9 protein-coding genes are annotated in these 18,824 nt (G+C 53.2%); 1 reads left to right on the top strand and 8 read right to left on the bottom strand.

Annotated elements, in window-relative coordinates:
• Positions 1 to 4: 4 nt before the first annotated feature.
• From F0L74_RS22195 to F0L74_RS22230, 8 genes are all read right to left on the bottom strand, one after another.
• Complete coding sequence (locus F0L74_RS22195; protein WP_213087051.1) at positions 5 to 418, bottom strand: c-type cytochrome; 414 nt, start codon at positions 416 to 418, stop codon at positions 5 to 7.
• 83 nt (positions 419 to 501) lie between these two features.
• Positions 502 to 1,263: a DUF3823 domain-containing protein gene (locus F0L74_RS22200; RefSeq protein WP_149840108.1), complete on the bottom strand. Its 762-nt coding sequence runs from the start codon at positions 1,261 to 1,263 to the stop codon at positions 502 to 504.
• Positions 1,264 to 1,344: 81 nt separating this feature from the next.
• The gene (locus F0L74_RS22205; protein ID WP_149840109.1) at positions 1,345 to 3,273 is read right to left on the bottom strand and encodes a RagB/SusD family nutrient uptake outer membrane protein; all 1,929 of its coding nucleotides are present in this window, start codon (positions 3,271 to 3,273) and stop codon (positions 1,345 to 1,347) included.
• Positions 3,274 to 3,301: 28 nt separating this feature from the next.
• On the bottom strand, positions 3,302 to 6,442 hold the full coding sequence (locus F0L74_RS22210; protein WP_149840110.1) for a SusC/RagA family TonB-linked outer membrane protein: 3,141 nt from the start codon (positions 6,440 to 6,442) through the stop codon (positions 3,302 to 3,304).
• Between the two features lie 247 nt (positions 6,443 to 6,689).
• Positions 6,690 to 8,606 carry an FG-GAP-like repeat-containing protein gene (locus F0L74_RS22215; protein ID WP_149840111.1) on the bottom strand — a complete coding sequence of 639 codons (1,917 nt, stop codon included), beginning with the start codon at positions 8,604 to 8,606 and terminating at the stop codon, positions 6,690 to 6,692.
• Between the two features lie 29 nt (positions 8,607 to 8,635).
• Positions 8,636 to 9,538, bottom strand: coding sequence for a sugar phosphate isomerase/epimerase family protein (locus F0L74_RS22220; RefSeq protein ID WP_149840112.1), 903 nt, complete (start codon positions 9,536 to 9,538; stop codon positions 8,636 to 8,638).
• A gap of 147 nt (positions 9,539 to 9,685) precedes the next feature.
• Positions 9,686 to 11,938, bottom strand: coding sequence for an outer membrane protein assembly factor BamB family protein (locus tag F0L74_RS22225; protein WP_149840113.1), 2,253 nt, complete (start codon positions 11,936 to 11,938; stop codon positions 9,686 to 9,688).
• A gap of 685 nt (positions 11,939 to 12,623) precedes the next feature.
• The gene (locus F0L74_RS22230) at positions 12,624 to 15,299 is read right to left on the bottom strand and encodes an AfsR/SARP family transcriptional regulator (RefSeq protein ID WP_149840114.1); all 2,676 of its coding nucleotides are present in this window, start codon (positions 15,297 to 15,299) and stop codon (positions 12,624 to 12,626) included.
• A 324-nt stretch (positions 15,300 to 15,623) separates the two neighbouring features.
• On the opposite strand from F0L74_RS22230, the gene F0L74_RS22235 reads away from it, so the two are divergent.
• Positions 15,624 to 18,782 carry an Ig-like domain-containing protein gene (locus F0L74_RS22235; RefSeq protein WP_188316110.1) on the top strand — a complete coding sequence of 1,053 codons (3,159 nt, stop codon included), beginning with the start codon at positions 15,624 to 15,626 and terminating at the stop codon, positions 18,780 to 18,782.
• Positions 18,783 to 18,824: the final 42 nt, after the last annotated feature.

Below are 18,824 nucleotides of genomic sequence, written 5' to 3' on the forward strand. Positions count from 1 at the left end.
TGCTTTATTTGTTCAGTGAAAGGATATATTGTACCATTTTCTTTGCATCGGCCGCTGCCAGCGTAGCATGGGGCGACATGGGCACGGGGCCCCAGTTACCGGCGCCGCCGTTGATCACCTTTGTGGTGAGCAGGGCGATATTATCATCCGTGGCTTTGTATTTTTTGGCTACATCCAGGTAGGCAGGGCCTACCAGCTTGGTATCTTCTTTATGACAGGCCAGGCAATCAGATTTTGACAACAGGGCTTTGCCTTCTGTTGCATCCTGCGCGGAGATAGCCGGTTTGGCGGCCGCTTTTGCAGTAGCTGTTTTGGCAGGGGCTTTTTTAGCGGGCCCCTGTTTAGCCTGGGCATTGACATCCGTAGCATTAAAAAGGGCCATACACATTACAGCGGCCAGAAAGAAATGTTTGGTCATATTTATATCAGTCTTTAGTCTATCGTTATACGCCGTTTGTCAACAGCCGTTAGTGGTTGCGCACCAACGGCTGCCGGCAAACATCATGCGCCCGGTATATTCACCTGTTTGGCCACGTTATAGTTATACCGTTTATTCACGTTATCCGCCGTTCTGGCGCCTACCCTTATATAATATGGGCGGTTGCCGCCCAGCGTGCCTTTGGTGGTGATGGTAACTGTTTGTCCCAGCACGTTATTGCCTTCTGCGCCATTATACTTTACCTGGTTGGAAAACCGGTTATCGTAGCTGGCATTGCTGACAAACTCCGTGGTGGATACATACAGGAATACATCGGTTACATTAAATTGATAGGCCGGGTTTGTGGTACCGCGGGTGAACTTGCACTGTATGGTAATGGTCTTGTCCGGGTTCACTACGGGCTCTCCTATCCATTCCACTTTCAGGAACGGCTCTACCTGGAATTCTACATTTGTTACGCCCTGGATGTCAACTACCTTGCTGTTATCAACGATGGGGGCCGTTGTTGTGACCAGCGGTACAAAAGCGCCATCCATGGGGTACAGTTTAAACTTGCCTTTGAACACCTTTGAGTTATTGAAGGTGCCATCGTACTTGACGTTAAAGTACTGCGGGATCACGCCGGCGCCATTGTTCCAGCTTTGTTCCTCTGCACGCAGGCGGATGCCGCCTGACTCTGTTTGTATGGGCTGCCCGGTGCTCAGGTCTATGATCCGGCCGGTGAGCGTTTCCGCGGGCGCGGTGTAATTATCTTCCTTACTGCAGGCGCTAAAGGATAGCAGCGCCATGCAGGAGAGGATCGTATACAAGATATTTTTTTTCATCGGTTAATGTTTGATTTTGTGACGAGCGGATGGAACCTTTCCGGCTCCCCGCCTGTTTGTTCTACCATCGCCAGTAAATGCCTACTGGTTCTGTACCAGTTTCGGGTTTTTGGTGATCTCCGCATCCGGTATCGGCTCATAGTACCACACCGGGTTAAAGGTGTACTGCTGGTTACCCTCGTACCGCCTTTTGTCGTAGATGTATTTGCCGTTACCCGCTACATAAATGGGGTGCAGCACCATCCATACCCGGTTCTGGATCTCCGCATCCGCGGTACGCCAGCGTTTGATATCCCACCAGATCTTATTCTCAAAGCCCAGCTCCTTGCGTCTTTCATTGCGGATGATGTTGATATCATTCAGGTCTGCCGCGCTGGCGAGCAGGTTGGCCCCTGCCCTGTCGCGGATATCGTTGATACACTGAAAAGCATCCTGCTGGTAGTTGGCGTCTGTTTGTCCGGCAGCCTGTAATTCATAATCTGCCTCTGCGCGGTTCAGCAGCACTTCTGCATACCGCATCTCTATCCATGGCTGGAAAGATTTGTTTACGATCACATCTGCCACAGGTTTGCGCTGATCCAGGTATTTACGCTGGAAGAAACCGGAGATAGTGCCTGCGCCTACTGGCACATTGAAGGTACCGCTTAAGCCGCCGGCGTTCAGGCTTTGGCCATTACCCAGGTCCACAATGGGCGAAGGCAGGTTATTGCTGTTCACCGCCGGCACCATATTGGGATTGTTGGCGTAAGGATTAGTGGTATTTGGATATGGCGGCAGGGCGCCCGGGAAAGGGCCTATACCGCCGCTGATATCACCTTTATAGATACCCCGGCGCACGTCTATCACCTCGCCTTTAAAGGTAGCGCCAGGCATAAGCACGGTGGCCAGCAAGCGCGGTTCCGCATTTTTGAAGAAGGCGTAGCGGTCATCGTAATAGGCGTATTTGCCGGTAGTAGCATCTATCGTTTTCAGCGTGCCGTCGGCGTTACGGGGAAGACCGTCAAACAGCTCCACGTAATCCAGTGTGGGGTTCATGTAGGAGCTGTAACCATCCTTGCCTTTCATCTGGTTGGGAATGGCAAACAGGTCAAAGCTGTGTACGGCATTCAGATCACTGTACTCTTTGGCAAAGATCACTTCCTTATTGGAGGCGGTCACGTCAAAGAACAGGTTGTAATAATTATCCTCTTTATTGGCGGTAGCGCGGTACAGCATGTAACCGCCGGTTTCCACCAGTTTGGAGGCCTCATAACTGGCCTTGAAATAACGCACGGCCTCTGTGGCGGGTATACCCTGCACCTGTTTGCCGGTGTTAGGATCTGAGATGTTCTTGGTATTGTATTTGGCAATGGAACCGGCAAACAGCATGGCCCTGCTCTTAAGCGCTGCGGCGATGTATTTGTTGGCCCGGCCCCGCTGCTCGCTGGTGGGATTCATAAGCAGGATGGCGGAATCCAGGTCCTTTGCAATGTAATCATACACTTCCTGCTCCGAGTTGCGGGGCAGCTGCAGTTGCTCCAGGCTTTCCTGGGGATAGTACTGCACCTCTGTGGTGATAGGTATGCCGCCATACCTTTTTACGAGCTCAAAATAGGTGAAGTCGCGGATAAAGCGGGCCTCGCCCAGCCAGTGGTTTACCTGGTTGGGGTTAAAGTTGAACGCATAACCGGGCAGTGTTTGTATAAAATAGTTGGCGTTGCGGATAATGATATACGCATCCGCGTAGTATTTGGTAAAGCTGCCGGTAGCGCCGCCTACGTTGCGGTTCATCATCTCGCCGGTAAGGTTATTGATGCTGAGGATGTAGTTGAACTGGTTGTAACCATCGTTCATATTATACTTAAAATCCTCTATGGGCAGGCGGTTATACAGGCCTGCGAAATAAGCGGTCACACCGCCCTGGCTGGCAAAGGCATCCTTATCCTGCACTATATTATCCGGCAGGATGCCCAGCTTATTGCAGGAGCATAGTGTAAAAAGGGCAATTATGATCAGATATATCTTTTGCATTGTTAATTGGCTTTAGTTGAAACAACAGTTAAAAGTCCACGCTCATCCCCACGTTATACGTTTTGTTCAGCGGGTATACGTAGCCGTACTGGTATGACGGGTGCTCAGGGTCTACATAACGCACCCCTGTTACTGTCAACAAATTATACCCGTTCACGTACAGCCTGGCTTGTTTCAAACCAGCCTTCCTTGTAATAGACGCCGGAAACACATAGGTATAACCGATCTCTATGCTTTTTAACCTGGCATAGGATGCATTTTTCACCGCGTAGGTGGAGTTGGCATCGTACCCGGTGCCTGTCAGGGCAAAATAACCCGGCACATACTGGGTGTTAGGATCGTAGGGGTCCGCATTGGGATCTGCGGGGTGCCAGCGGTCCATGTATTGCTCCAGCGCGTTACCGTTAAAGTTGAGCGGGGTGGCCAGGGCCTCCGGGTAGGAGATCCATTTCTGGGCGGCGCCCTGGATCAGCGCATTCAGGTCAAAGCCTTTATAGCTGAGCCCTATGCTAAGGCCAAAATTGATAAGCGGCGGATTGGGCGAGGTAGAGCCAAGGTCCGTATTGCCGTTATAGGTAGAGGCAATGGGATGACGGTCCAGGTCATCGATATAACCGTCCTGGTTCCAGTCTTCGTATTTATAGTCCCCGGGAACGTTGCTGCGGTTGCCGCCGCCGTTATCCACATGGTAGCCGTAGATATCGTTAAAGGAATCAAAGCGGCCGGCCTGTCCCCAGCCCCACCAGATATCATTATAGCGGTCGTTTACGTTATTGCGCCAGTTATCATAGGAGTTACCGGCTACGGCGCGCTCATAATGCTGCCACCTGGTGCGGGAGTACGAGATATTGCCGCTTACGTTGTAAAAGATCTTACCAAAATGGCTGCGATGGGTAACTACCAGTTCCACGCCGGAGCTCAGGTCGCTGTTGAGGTTTTCCTGTGGCAGCGCGGCGCCCAGGGAGCCGGGCAGGGACAGCAGGCGGTTAGCCAGCAGCCCATCGCGGTTGCGGCGGAACCAGTCGAACTGGAAGCCAAACAAACCTTTCCACAGGTCTACATCCAGACCAAAGTTGAGGGTCTTGGATTTAAACCAGGTAATGTCCGGGTTGGGCAGTACGCGGAAACCCAGGGCATTGGTATAGCTGCCGTCAAACACGGAGCCGCCGGGCAGGCCCTGCAGGTTACCGGAAGACGGATAGTCATAACCGGTAAGGTATTGGAAGCGCAGGCCGCTGGCATCGCCCATGACGCCGTAGGAGGCGCGGAACTTGATATTATCGATGAACGAGAGGCGGACATTATCCCGGATAAAACTTTCCTCCGAAATACGATATCCCGCAGTAACTGCGGGAAAGAAACCCCATTGGCCGGTGGGCGCAAAACGGGAAGAGCCATCATAACGGCCGCTCAGGTCCAGGAGGTATTTGGCATCGAAATCGTAGTGCACCTTGCCTACAAAACTTTTAGTGGCATAGTTAAAAAGGCCATTCAGGTCCTGGGTGCCCACCTGGTTGGCGGTAGTACCGGTGCCCAGCTGGTCCAGGGTGCCCAGTACCAGGTATCGGCTGGCGTTGAAGTTGTCCTGTTTCTGGGTACGCTCTTCGTAGAGGCCCAGCAGTTCTACATTATGCGCACGGGCAAACGTGTGCGCATAGTTAAGGGAGAATTGCAGCATGGTATTAGGCGCTGCGGAATAAGACCTGTATACGTTGGAAGGCGTTTGCAGCGGTTTGGGCGTGTACGCCGTGCTATCCCCCACCTTTATGGCCTGGTATACGTTAAATGATTTTGCAAAGTTCTTGTTATCTGACAAGGCATAGTCGTAGCTGTATAATGCTTTGGCTTTTAATCCCTCTATAAAAGGCACCTCATAGTTCAGGCTAAACGCGCCCTGGAAGGTATTGGTGGTGGAGCGTTTGTAACCGTCAATAGCTGAATTGGTGAGCGCCAGCACGTTAGTGCCGTTATCATCCAGATAGTTGATATAGGCGGGATTGTTATTCGCATAGAGGGAATAGGTGGGCGGGTGCCGCCACAAGGCCTTGAAGATGCTCCAGGAGTCTTCGTAGGGCGCATTACGGATATCAGAGATACCGGCCAGCTGCAGTTCCGCAGTCAGGTTGCTGGAGATCTTTGCCGTGATGTTGGAGCGTACATTGTACTTTTTGTAATTGAGATCGCCGGATTTCCAGAAACCCTGCTGGCTCAGATACCCCAGGCTCACAAAATAGGTAACCTTGTCTGACCCGCCGGTAGCGGTAAGGCTGTGCGCCGTTTGGGGAGCCGTGTTGCGCACCACAGCCCCGTACCAGTCTGTGCTGGTCTTTGTGCCATTGGCATAGGCGTCAAAATCTGCCTGCGTGTAAACGGGCGCGCCGCCGTTCACGTTGTGCATGGCCCTTTCGTTAAAGAGCTTCATCCAGTCAACCGCGCCCAGTACTTTGGGCAGGCCGCTGGGCTTTTGCATACCAACGGTAACGGTGTAGTTGAGCTGCGTGGTGCCTGCCTTTCCTTTTTTGGTGGTGACCAGTATTACGCCATTGGCCGCCTGTACGCCGTATACGGCTGCGGCGGCGTCCTTGAGCACAGAAATGCTTTCGATGTCGTTAGGATCCAGGCGGTTAAGGTTACCACGGGGCACCCCATCGATGATGATGAGGGGCGCGCCCAGGCCGCGGATATCGAAGCTGTTGCTGAAGGAGCCCGGCTCTGCGGAGTTCTGTACCACGCGTACGCCGGGCAATTTGCCGGAGAGCATGTTCAGTACGTTCTCGTTCCGGGTGGTCTTGATGTCGTCGCCCTTAATGGTGGCGATGGAGCCGGTGATAATGGCTTTTTGCTGCTGGCCGTAGCCTACCACCACTACTTCGCCCAGGCTGCTGTTGTTGCGGGACAAGGCAATGCTAAGTTCCTGATCCCCTGCGATGGCTTCTTTTGATTCGTAGCCGATGAATGTGATGACTAAGGCGGCGCCCCTGGGTGCGGAGAAGCTAAAGCGGCCGTCTGTTCCGGTGACGGCCCCGCCGGTTCCGTTCTTTACTTTAACGGCGGCGCCAATGAGCGGCTCGCCGGCGTCGTCCGTGACCCTGCCCCTGACGGCTATGCTTTGTGCATAGCCCTGCATGACTAATATACATGCCAGTACCATGAATAGCATTCTTTTCATACGTGGTGTTTAAAAATTAGGATTTAGAGAATGGTTTGTTATTCAGCGCAACAATTTAAGCGGACACCGATTAACAAATGCTTAATTGCGGATTAACCGGGCCCGGGAGGCTATTAATAAACCCACTAATTAGTACACTAATGGCTTAAAAAGCGCTTAGCTGTCAGGCTGTTATCCTATTTTAAACACGACGTATGGGAGTTTTATTATTGGTGGCATTATCCCGTTTAGCAGGATTAGCTGACCGTTATTGAGCAGGTTTATTTGTTCCCTTGTTCCAGAAAATAAATGTGCCCCTGTCTGTGGAGGTGACGAGATCCACTTTACCATCCTTATCAAGATCGGTAGCCAGTACATCTGACCCGGCCCCGGAACGGTTATGTATCAGCTCCGGTACCAGCCTTGCACCGCCAGGGGCCTTCGCATCACGTACGGTACGGAACCAATAGAGCACAGGCGCGCCGTAGGGGTCCGGATCAAAATAATTATCAAGATGGGACCAATAGCGTTTGCCGGCCACGAAATCCATCACGCCATCGCCATCCACATCCGCAAAGGCGGTACCGTGCAGTTGGGAGAAGCTGATATCGCCCGGTTTAGCGCCGGTGAGATCGTCCATCACCATGTGTTGCGTAAAGCTGCCGTTCTGCTGCTGCTCAAACCAGGCCAGGCCAAAACCGTGGGCATTGAGGCTGGAGACCACATCGTTACGGCCATCGCCATTTACATCGTATACCGCCATAACGGCCCCGCCAGCGCCGGTGCTGCGATGCCCGTAGCGGGCAAAGGCCGCGGGATGGTACTGCCAGGGCTGACCGTTATCTGCCGTCGGTTGCTCCCACCAGCCGTTGGGATTGACAACATCCGTACGGCCGTCGCCGTTAACATCCCCCACGCCAATACCGTGGCCCATCATGTAACCGTTGCCGGATATGTTATGTACTATCCAGGGTTTGGCAGGATCTGCCGGATCAGGTTTTGCGTAGCGCAGCGTGCCATCCGCCCCATATACCAGCTCCGGTCTACCATCGCCGTCTATATCGCGGAATACGGTGATCTCTGTTTGTACGGAGGGGATCACTTCGAACTTATCCCAGCGGCGGGAGGCGCCCCGGGGATTGAGGTATACCGTAGCACGGGGCGGGCCGGTGAAGATATCCGGCCATCCGTCGCCGTTAAAATCAAATGTATACTGGCAGTTGATCTCTGTAAATTCTTTGGAGGGATTGTAGGCGGCCGCGGGGAAGATCTCGCGCATGCGGGTATAGTCCGGGCCAAAATAGATATAAGGGCCTGCCACGATATCCGTGTTGCCATCCTGGTCAAAATCTGCCGCGGCAGCGCCCCAGGAGTAATACATATCGTTGATGCGCTGTACTTTAAAACGGGGGCCGGTGGTTTCCGCGGGCAATATTTTCTGCGCAATATCCTTCACCCCTATCTCTTTGAAATGTACGGTACCGGTACCTGCTGCATAGAGGGCCACCGGGCCGTAACCGCCGGCATGGTCTTCCGCCGCGGCGCCCATTTCGCGGCCATCGTTGAGGAAGCTGCGGATAATGGAGGCGTCTATAAAGATCTCCGCCTGGTTCCAGGCGTTGTTACGGATGGCGGTTTCCGGGCGTTGTAAAGGCAGCTCCGGCCCTGCGGGGCGCGGGCGGTTAGGCCGGTTGTTGTTAGCTGTTTGCGTAGTAGCCGGCGGCGCCAGGCGTACGATGCTGCCGGCAGGGCGGAGTTTTTCGCGTAGTAGTTCATGGCCTTGTTTATCGAGCGCTATGCGGTAGGTAGCGGCTTCATTGTCTTTGATGGAGACGAGTACGCCGTTGGTGGTATCGTTCCGGGTTTCCAGGCGGAAGAGGAAACCGGCTTCTGTACCTGGCGGACAGGTGAACCAGGCGTGGAAGCCGGCATCCTGGTAGCTGCGGTTAAGGAGGAGGAAGCCGGCGGAGGTGTTGGTGGCGGCAGTGATCTCACCATCCTGCGCGCGCCATTGTGCGCTGCCCAGGGCTTGCCAGTCTTTTAACTGGGAACCGGTGAATGTGTAATCCGGAATGAAACTCCAGCCGGCATTGGGCGGTGGAGGGACATTGGACGATATGCTGCTTTGTGCCTGTGCGGCCATCACCCAACCAGCGTATAATAACAAGAGTGCAAATCCTTTCATGAACGGGAATTGTTTTAGATGGGCTTTTCTCAGATATTATTTTTCACGTGCGTGATGAGCCAATCCCCTACTTTTTCATAATCGATATCCTGGTATTCCGGGCTCCATTGCTCTACGGAGTACACGCCTTTAAAGCCGTGTTTTTCCGCCAGCTGTACGCATTTGTCAAAATCATAAGAAACGTGCTCCAGCTGATCATTGAACTGCATAGCTTTAGCGGAGATGAGGTATGCATAAGGCATGATCTTTTCCAGCGATGCAAACATACGCTCCGTTGGATAGTTGCCAAAATCCGGCAGGGTGTAGATATTCTGCGGGCCGGCTTCTTTTACGATACGGATATGGAGGTCCGGGTTCATTTCTATACCAAAATGGTTCTCCGTTAGCAATACCAGCTTTTTGCTTTTGGCGTACCGGTTGATCTCCTGCATGGAGGCAATGCTTTTTTCTATAGCGCCATTGGGCCTGCCAGGGTTTACCCGTACACATTGTGAACCCAGGTAAGACACCGCGTCTATCCAGCCTTTTACATGCGTGAGACTGCGCTGGCGAGTGGCTTCGTCTGTGGAAGCCAGGTCGTAGTCGCTATCTACCTGCACATTTACCAGGCGGCTGCCGGCGGCTTTGATCTTTGCCTTTAGCCCGCTGAGGTAAGGCTTGTCCAGGGATTCAAAGTGGTTGCTCCAGTACTCCAGTTGCCGCATACCAAAACGTTGGCGGTAATAAGCCGGTACGTCCATTAAAGTGAGCTCCTGCCGGATAGTGCTGATCTCCTTAGGCAGGGTTTGTTTAAAACGGTAGCGGAACAATACCGTGCCCATGGCAATACGATCCATTTTATCCGCTATTACACCCGCGCGTGCAAAAGCGGCGGATGTCCAGACGGATAGTACCAGGCCGGAGGATTGAAAAATGAAACTACGTCTATTCATAAAGAAGGTTTTGATGTTATTTTCACAATTTTACCCTGGTGCTCTCCTTGTCCTCTCTTAGTGCTCTCCTTGTCTTATCGTTGATCCCCGGTATTCCGGGTAAAATCGTATCATAATCCCACAGCATCTTTGGCATATATTTGCAGGTTATTCCGGTAAAGCATATACTACATAACTCCGTGGCAATGCACCTGGCTCCTTAGACCGGTCTACGCTTTCTTCTGTAAAAGGCGCATTGGCGCTTACTACGATATACTGTTTTCCTTTTATCGCATACATAGCCGGCATGCCCTGGGTATCCCAGGAAAGATCCGTGCTCCATAATACCTGGCCGTTATCCGCATCAAACGCATACAGCTTACCCCCTTTGGCCGTGGCGAATAAGAGGCCGGTGGAGGTAACGATCATACCTTTACGCTGAGAGCCATTGGGGATGCCGGTGTTTTGTGCGCCCATCTTTGCGGCCCGCGCATCCTGCCCCAGGGGCGTACGCCATTTCACCGTACCGGTATTCAGATCATATGCTACGATCGATGCCCAGGGAGGGCTCATCAGATTGGAGTATTGCAGGCCGTAATCCGTTACGTAATGGGTTTGCGGGCCAGGTACGCCTTCCGGGTATGTGCGTAAAGGTTTGGCCGGACGTTCGGCAATCTCTTTTGGCACCGGTACCGCGCCGGCGGCTACTACCGGGCCGCTGGGTATTACAGGTTCCGGTCTTGGGGGACGGGCACGGGCCGCTTCTGCACCGGGAATGCCGGCCAGGTAGCCGTAGAGGTCTGTCACTGTTTTCTCGTCTATATGCTGGAAGCCCGGCATCTGGCCCTTGCCTGTCGCCAGCACCGTCTTAAATGTCTCGAAATTTACGCGGCTGCCCAGGTTCAGTAAAGAAGGCCCTAGGCCGCCGGCGCGGGTCTCTCCATGGCAGGACTGGCAGAACTGCGCATAGGTGGCCTGTGCGCGGTTGTTGCGCGCAGCCGTCATAGGCCCGCCGCTGGGCTCCAGCGCTTCCAGCTTAAATACGGAAGGATAATCCTGCGTAGCTACGTATACGATACCCCTGGCAGGGTCGGAGGCGGTATTGCCCAGGTTAGCCCCGCCCGTAGCGCCGGGGATGATCATGGTTTCGTATTTGTCCGAGGGCGGGGTGAATAAGCCTGCCCTTCCGGCTGCCAGGCGTTTGAGCCAGCGCTCTTTTTGCTCCGGGGTGAAATAAGGGTTCAGGTCATCTGCCCTGACCGCCTGCCGCGTAAAAGGCGGCACCACCGTCGGGAAAGGCTGTGTAGGCCAGGCATGCTCCCCGGGCATTTCGCTCGCCGGTACGGGACGTTCTTCTATAGGCCATAAGGGCTGGCCGGTCACCCGGTCGAATACGAAAAGGAAACCTTGTTTGGTAGCCGCAGCTACGGCATCTACCCAACGGCCATTATGCCGGACGGTGATCAGCTGGGGCGCAGCGGTGAGGTCGTAATCCCAGAGATCATGGTGTACCGTCTGGTAATGCCATAGCCGTTTGCCTGTCCTGGCGTCCAGCGCCAGCAGGCAATTGCCAAACAGGTTGCTGCCGGTACGGTCAGCGCCGTAGTAGTCATATGTGGGCGAACCTATAGGGAAATAGGCGATGCCCCGGCGCTCATCCACCGTGATCTCTCCCCAGGTGTTAGCGCCGCCGGCGTATTTATAAGCATCTTTTGGCCAGGTGTCATAACCGTATTCCCCCGGATGCGGGATGGTATGGAATACCCATTCCAGTTTGCCGGTGATAATATTATAAGCACGTACATGGCCTGGTGCAGAGAAGAGATTCTCCCCCGGTGAGGAGCCGAGGAGGATCAGGTCTTCAAATACGCAGCCAGGGGTAGTGCTCTGTACCCTGGCGATGGTGTTAGGGTCCCGGCCGAGGCCTTCTTTTAATGACACGTAGCCATTGACGCCGAAATTGGTTATTGACTTACCGGTGGCGGCGTCTATTTCCTGTAAAGTGTTGTTGATGCAGAAGATGAGGCGGCGGTCTTGTTTATCCTTGCTTTCCCAGTAGTTTAACCCGCGCCAGGTGATGCCGGCGAGGTTAGCATGGATCCAGATCTCTTTACCCGTGGCGGCGTTGAGGGCAACCAGGGAGTTATTTTTGGCGAGTACGTACATGATGGTGTCGATGATCAGCGGGTTGTAGAGGTATTGGACGCTGTCGGCGGTTGGGTAGGTCCACGCTATTTTTAGCTGGGTTACGTTAGATCTGTTGATTTGGCGGAGATCCATGAATTTGGATTGCGCCGGGTTGCCGCCGTATTGATGCCAGCCGGTGTTTGCGGTTTTGTGCAGGTGGTTGTGGCGGTGGGCGGTGTTGCAACTGATGGTTACAGCGAGCAGGAGCGATAGGTGGATTACGTTTTTTAGCATAGTTTTAAGGGAGGCACGTGGATGTTTGTTATTGTTGGTGTGGTGATAAAGTTAGCCGGGGGTGGTTAATAAAAGACTAATAAAGGGTTAATAAGGGCGTTAATGGGGAAATTAATGCGAAGATTTTGGCGGTTAAACGTTTTTCAGGACGGTACCTTGGTGTAGCGGCGGTGGGCTGCTTGGTGGGTGGCGCAGCGGTGGGCCGCTTGGTGGGTGTAGCGGCGGTGGGTCGCTTGGTGGGTGTCACGGCGGTGGGCCGCTTGGTGGGTGTCACGGCGGTGGGCCGCTTGGTGGGTGCAGCGGCGGTGGGCCGCTTGGTGGGTGCAGCGGCGGTGGGCCATGCCGGACAGGGTCAAAATGGCCTGCGCCTGCCGCGGGTAGTTCGTTTTGCAGGTAGGCTGGGTGAACCCGCGCCAGCCAAGGGCCATATTTGACTCCTGTCCGGCAATGCAAAAGGCTGCTGTTCAAGTGTGGTTTGAACGAGAGAGGGCGATGTGCTTCATTTCTGTTCTTCTTACCTACCTTTTACCTACCTTTTACCTACCTTTTACCTTTTACCTCTTACTCTTACTCTTACTCTTACTCTTAGTCTTAGTCTTAGTCTTAGTCTTAGTCTTACTCTTACTTTTAGTTTTCCCTCCTTACTCTTACTCTTATTTTTACTCTTTCTCTTTCTACTTCCTATTTACTCTAATATCTCCTGGAAGTTCTTTTCGAAATCTTCTCCGTATAGGCGTTTGTATTCTTTTCCAAAATGCTCAAAAGTATCCCTGGCTAAGGAGTGTTTGCCCAGGTAGGCCAGAGATTTGCATTTGATGCTCATGGTGTCTTCGTTTACGGGGTCGAAATAGGCTACGTAGTTGGCCAGTTTGATGAGGAAGTCCGGGTCTTCCTTCAGGTCGATGGAGGTGGCGAAGTGCATGTAGGTGTCGATGATCTCGTTGGAGACTTCGGATTTGAAGGGATCGAGCCATTCGTGTTCATCGTTGGAAAGGAAGCTGCCGCGCTGGATGATATCTGCCAGGCTGGTCATACGTTGTTTGGTGAGCTGGCTTTTGTCGCGCACGATGTCGAGGTAGTGGCTGTAGTCAATGTAGACCTGGTTGGGATCAGTGTCTATTTTCCAATATCCGGTGTCTTTGGAGATGCGGATATGGCCTATTCTTTCCAGGATGTGTTTTAGCTTGGCGATGTTGACGGAACGGTTGTTGCGGGCGCTGGCGTCGCTTTTGTCAGACCAGAGGAGCTCTTTGAGTTTTTCTGAAGAGATGCCTCTTTCGCGGCGGATGCTGTATAATAGTATTACCAGGAAGAGCTCACGGATGAGGGGAGTGAATAGTTTGGTCACTTCTTCGCCCGCGCTGTCTACGATACGAAAATCGCCAAAGAGGTAGATGCAGACTTTGATGAGTGGTTGTGTGGGTAACGGCGCTGTATGCTCCGGTGATAGTGGAGCGGGTGTTATCGTTTGGCTATCGTCCTCTTCGTGTATTGGTGTGGCAGGTATTTTCGTTACCGGTACTTGTGGAAGCGGCTCCGGTTGCACGGGTACAGGAGAGTGCCGGTGTGGCGGCATGACCGGTATGGCCGGTGTGGCCGGTTTCGCCGGCGGCGCTGCCTGTGCCTGCTTTTTTCTTCGCTGCAGGTACCAGGCGCTCAGGGCCAGCAGCAGTATGGCGGCGGCGCTGAGCAGGTAAGGCAGCCGGTGTGTTTGCCGTATGGGCGCCGGCGGATGGAGCGGCAATGGAGGGCCATAGAGCGTGTATATATTAACGGTAGTATGTTTACGTTCTTCATCGTAGAAGAGTGCGGGCACGATAAAACGTTTGCCGGTGTTGTCATAGTACAGGTCTGCAAAAGAGCGGATGTCGTGGAAGCGGTAGGGCAGCTTGTCCCCTACGGCTTCGAAACTGGGTTGCTCCAATGACCCGTGGATAAGTTGCAGCTCAGAATCGTATTTATGTTTGGGGAAGATGAGACCGTAGTAAGTGTGGGTGGCTTCGTCAATGACGAGGGAGTTGGCGAATACGTATTCCTCTGTGTCTACTTTCAGGTCGTAGATCTTTTTGAAGGAGCGGGTGGTGGCGTCAAAATAATTAAGATCGTAGAGGTTTTTGGGATTGAGCACCTGCTGGCCGGATACGTTGCCGTAACCGCCCATGATATAAGCGCCATGTGCGGCGGCGCCTAATGCGGCCAGGTAACGGGGCGTCATGCTGCCCTGTATACCTGCTACGGTGCTGAGTGTGGCCGTGGGTATCTGATAGCGGTAGATATCACTTTTGTATAAAAAAAAGCCGTAGCCATTAAAGGTATAGAAAGAGCTGTCTGCCGGGGAATAGTATTTGTTGAAATGGCAGTAGTTGGTACCGTCTGTCTGCTCCGGCAGCCGGGTATTCCAGGCCAGGGTTGGCAGGTCCAGTATGGCCAGGTCCTTCATGTGGATGGAGAAGGTGTAGATCTTCTGTTCCTGCGGCAGGTACCAGGATTGGTACTTGGCGGACATGAACTGTGGGCCGGTGCTATACGCGGCGGCCGTTAGCCTGTTCTGCGGAATGGCATAACTGAACAGCGAATCCTTGCCTAAGATATAAAGGGTTTCTGTGCCCTGGTCAAATGCAACGCTGGCAGCCCCGGGGATCGTAAAGGACTGCATGGCCCGCCAGTTGGTGTGCAACTTCTTTACCCATAAAGGGTTAGTGACAATACCGTAGCTGTTCCTGCCCAGGGAGTCCGTGGCCATATTGCCGGCGTCCTCATTGAGTGGCCAGCAGTGCCGGAGTTTTTTGTCTTCCAGGATGCGTACGTTACGGATCATCATGGGCGGCACGTCAGTATTCTTAAAGCTTTTATAATCGTTGGCCCCAAACAGCAGCTTATAACAGTTACGGCCACGCAGGGCCAGGGGCTGCTCAAAGGCGCGCCCGTCCGCGATCACGCGGAGGGTGCTTTTGGCCGCATCAAACTGCAGGCGGATATTATGCCAGGTATCCGTTGTGCCAATACCGGGCATATTGAATGCGATGGTAGAAAAGGTCTCTCCTGTTACAATCTTAAAGTGTTTGTTGTCAGGGCTTTTATCGTAATCATAAATAAGATCGGTATTACGGCCGTCGTCGGCTATCATCCGGAGGATGTATCCAAAGTAGTTTTTCTGGTTGGGAATGAAAGATATCTCAAAGGATAGTTCAAAGCCATCATCAAAACAGATGGCCTTTTCCATGCCCAGCGCCAGCCCTGTGCGCTGATCCTGGATTGCCTCATGACTGCGGAAGTCCAGGCCGTGTGTTTGCCCCTGCACATGTACAACCGGCAGCAAAAGGATCAGTATGCCGGCGAGTAAATTGTGGAATTTGATCATTGCCCGGTTTTACCCAAATAATTTGTTAGACCATCGTTCGCGTTATAACTATAGCGTGATACAGGGTCGTAATTTAGGAAGTTTTTAAATATTTTTTGTCACCCGTTTTGTGGTGTATGTTCCAGCAGTGAGGACCAACGGCTTACTAAACCGGACAAAACAAAAAAACGATGGATAGCGCTCCGGCAGTGCTGTCCATTCCTTATTTTTGTATATACTGAACCGTATTTGTAGCCTTTATCCGGTAGCCCTCAAAGCCCTTACCGATCTGTAACTGTATTTATTGATCCACGTTCATCAAAACTCTCCATAATGAGAAGCCCTATGTACAAAAAATGTCTGTTGGCGCAACGCATGTGCCTGCTCACTATTGTTAGCCTGTTTTTATGGCCTTTTATCACCCAGGCCCAGCGGCAGCTGGTATGGGAAGACAATTTTACCGGCGGCGCGCTGAACTCCCAGTACTGGACCTATGAAACCGGCGATGGTTGCGCCAAAGGCAACTGCGGCTGGGGAAATGCCGAGCTGGAGTATTATACCAACCGCACGGAGAACGTGCGGATCGAGAACGGCCGCCTGGTGCTGGAAGCGCGGCGCGAGACCATGGGCGGCAAACCCTTTACCTCTGCCCGTATCAAGACCAGCGGAAGGGTATCTTTCCGTTATGGCGCGCTGGAAGCCCGTATTAAAGCGCCGCAGGTGAGCAATGGCCTGTGGCCCGCCTTCTGGCTGCTGGGCGCTACCGGCGGTACCTGGCCGCGCAACGGCGAGGTGGATATCCTGGAAATGGGGTTTGCCGGCGCCCTGGCCGCGGGTAAGGCCGACAAGACCGTTAGCGCCGCCGTACACTGGTGGACAGAGAACCCCGGCGGTTATACCGGGCATGCCACCTATGCCAAAGACACGGTGAATGAAGCGGCCAACCTCAGCGATGATTTCCACCTGTACCGGCTGGAGTGGGACCCGCAGTTCATCACCATCTTCCTGGATAACAGCCCCTACTACCGGATTGCCATTGATGGCAACAACGGGTTTGAAGCTTTCCGCAACCCGTTCTATATCATACTGAACCTGGCGGTAGGCGGCAATTATCCCAATATTCATACAGCCGCCGGCGTTACCGCGCCCCTGCCCGGCCGTATGGAGATAGATTATATAAAGCTGTACCAGGATCTTACCCAGGGCGAAGAGCTGATACTGGGCAGCAACAATGCGCCGGAAGGCAACTACGGCATCTTTACGGATAACACGCCGGTAGACAGCAAAGTAACGTTTGGGCAGGGCGCTAACCTGTTCCTGTGGAATAATATCACCAATATTACGAGCCCCGCCCCTGCCCCGTTTGAAGGCAGCAATGTATGGGCATTTCATGCCAATGCCGGTACCTGGTACGGCCTTGGCGTAGCCAATGACATGATCAACATGAGCAATTACGCCGGCGGCAGCCTTAAATTCCATATGAAGACCAGCTCCTCTGCCCCGTTTAAAGTAGGTATTGCTACAGACGCCGGAGAAGGCTGGGTGAACTTTACCGGCAACGCCTACGGATTGGTACGTGATGGCCAATGGCATGAGGTCACCATTCCCGTAAGCGCTTTTGGCGCGGTAGACCTGGTGCAGGTTACCCAGTTGTTTATGTTCTCCGGCGATGCGCCGGCCGCAGCGGCTGATTTCTATTTTGATAATATCTATTATACCGGTGGCGTATCCGATAATCCCGCGCCTAAGGTGTCCATCACCAACCTGGCCAATGAAGCGGTATTCACCACCCCGGCTGCCATCAATATACAAACCAATGCCAGCGACGCCAATGGCAGCATCAGCAAGGTGGATTTCTTTAATGGCAGCGTATACCTGGGCAGCAAGACCAGCGCGCCTTTTAATTTTACCTGGAACACATCCACCCAAACTGTGGCCACCCTTATTGCCAAGGCTACCGATAACCAGGGCAAGACCACTGCTTCCCAACCGGTAACGGCGCTGGTAGCGGGGCCCAATAATACGCCGCCGCAGGTAAGTATCAGCGCTCCCACTGCCAGCACGCCGTACCGCAAGCCGGCCAATGTGGTGATCAATACAAATATTACGGATAATGGGCTGATCTATAAAGTGGAGTTCTATAATGGAAGCACGCTGCTTGGCACGCTGAATAAACCGCCTTATAATTTCACCTGGGCCAATGTGGATCAAGGCAGTTATACCTTGACCGTAAAAGCTACGGATAACGGTAAACTAAGCACTACCTCCGCTCCGGTAACGATCACGGTGCAGGATAACAAGATCGTGGCGGATAAATTCGGGGTGTACAGCGAGGATGCGGCTATTACGGAAAAGCTTACTTACGGGCTGGACGCCAACCTGTATGTATGGAATAACCTCACCACCATTGCCGGCGCGGCGCCCTATGAGGGCGCACAGGTGATGGCCTTTACCGCGGCAGCCAATAACTGGTTTGGACTGGGCGCCTCTCATGATGTGCGCGACCTGACGCATTTTGCCAATGGCAACCTGAAATTCCGTTTCAAGACCACGTATCAGGGCTCTTTCCGTTTTAGCGTGATCTCCCTGAACGGGCAAACGGATATCAATTTTGCCGGCGGCGAGCAAAAGCTGGGATTGGTGCGTGATGGGCAGTGGCATGAGGTGATCATCCCCGTTAGCTCGCTTACCGGCACCAACCTGGCCACTGTTTCGCAGGCATTTACTTTCTCCGGCGATGCGCCTGCCACTGCTGCTAGCTTCTATATTGATAACGTGTATTATGAAACCTCCACGCCTACCGGCAATGGGCCTAACCTGGCGCTGAACAAACCGGTACGGGTATCCGGATCAGAGAACAGCACGTTCACCGGCCCTAATGCGGTAGATGGGAATACCGGCACCCGCTGGTCCAGCGCGTTCAGCGATCCGCAGTGGATACGGGTAGATCTTGGCGCAGACTATGATATCAACCGGGTAAAGATCACCTGGGAAACAGCTGCCGGCAGGGACTACCTGGTACAGGTATCTAATGATACATTGAACTGGAATTTGTTAAAGAATGTAAGCGGTAATACCGCACTGGTGAATGAGCATACAGGGCTTAGCAACCATGGGCGCTACCTGCGCATCTATGGCACAGCGCGTACAACACCGTATGGTTATTCCATTTTTGAGCTGGAAGCGTATGGGGCATTGCACAGTGCGGGCGCACGGCTGGTTGGCATGGGTAGCCAATCATCCACCGTCCCCGCCACATGGACCGCCGCAGTATATCCGAACCCGGTAGTAAATGACCAGGCGCAGATCCGCAGCAGTGAAGCGATCAAACAGGTGAAAATAGTGGCGCTCACCGGACATGCGTGGATGACCGGTCTATCACAACAAGGTAAGATAGCAGGCACCTACCGGATCGATCTGCGGCAATTACCGGCGGGTATGTATATGGTGCAGCTGATGAATGAAAAGAATGAAGTGTTGGTATTGAAAGTGGTGAAGCAGTAAGATCTGCTATAAGCGAATTGGCCCCGGAGTCTGATACTTTGG

The organism is Chitinophaga agrisoli (assembly GCF_008386695.1).
Classification (GTDB): domain Bacteria; phylum Bacteroidota; class Bacteroidia; order Chitinophagales; family Chitinophagaceae; genus Chitinophaga; species Chitinophaga agrisoli.

Bases quoted from the DNA above. Each gene is read 5' to 3' on its own strand.
- F0L74_RS22195 (WP_213087051.1), bottom strand. From the start codon at position 418: ATGACCAAACATTTCTTTCTGGCCGCTGTAATGTGTATGGCCCTTTTT.
- F0L74_RS22200 (WP_149840108.1), bottom strand. From the start codon at position 1,263: ATGAAAAAAAATATCTTGTATACGATCCTCTCCTGCATGGCGCTGCTA.
- F0L74_RS22205 (WP_149840109.1), bottom strand. From the start codon at position 3,273: ATGCAAAAGATATATCTGATCATAATTGCCCTTTTTACACTATGCTCC.
- F0L74_RS22210 (WP_149840110.1), bottom strand. From the start codon at position 6,442: ATGAAAAGAATGCTATTCATGGTACTGGCATGTATATTAGTCATGCAG.
- F0L74_RS22215 (WP_149840111.1), bottom strand. From the start codon at position 8,606: ATGAAAGGATTTGCACTCTTGTTATTATACGCTGGTTGGGTGATGGCC.
- F0L74_RS22220 (WP_149840112.1), bottom strand. From the start codon at position 9,538: ATGAATAGACGTAGTTTCATTTTTCAATCCTCCGGCCTGGTACTATCC.
- F0L74_RS22225 (WP_149840113.1), bottom strand. From the start codon at position 11,938: ATGCTAAAAAACGTAATCCACCTATCGCTCCTGCTCGCTGTAACCATC.
- F0L74_RS22230 (WP_149840114.1), bottom strand. From the start codon at position 15,299: ATGATCAAATTCCACAATTTACTCGCCGGCATACTGATCCTTTTGCTG.
- F0L74_RS22235 (WP_188316110.1), top strand. From the start codon at position 15,624: ATGTACAAAAAATGTCTGTTGGCGCAACGCATGTGCCTGCTCACTATT.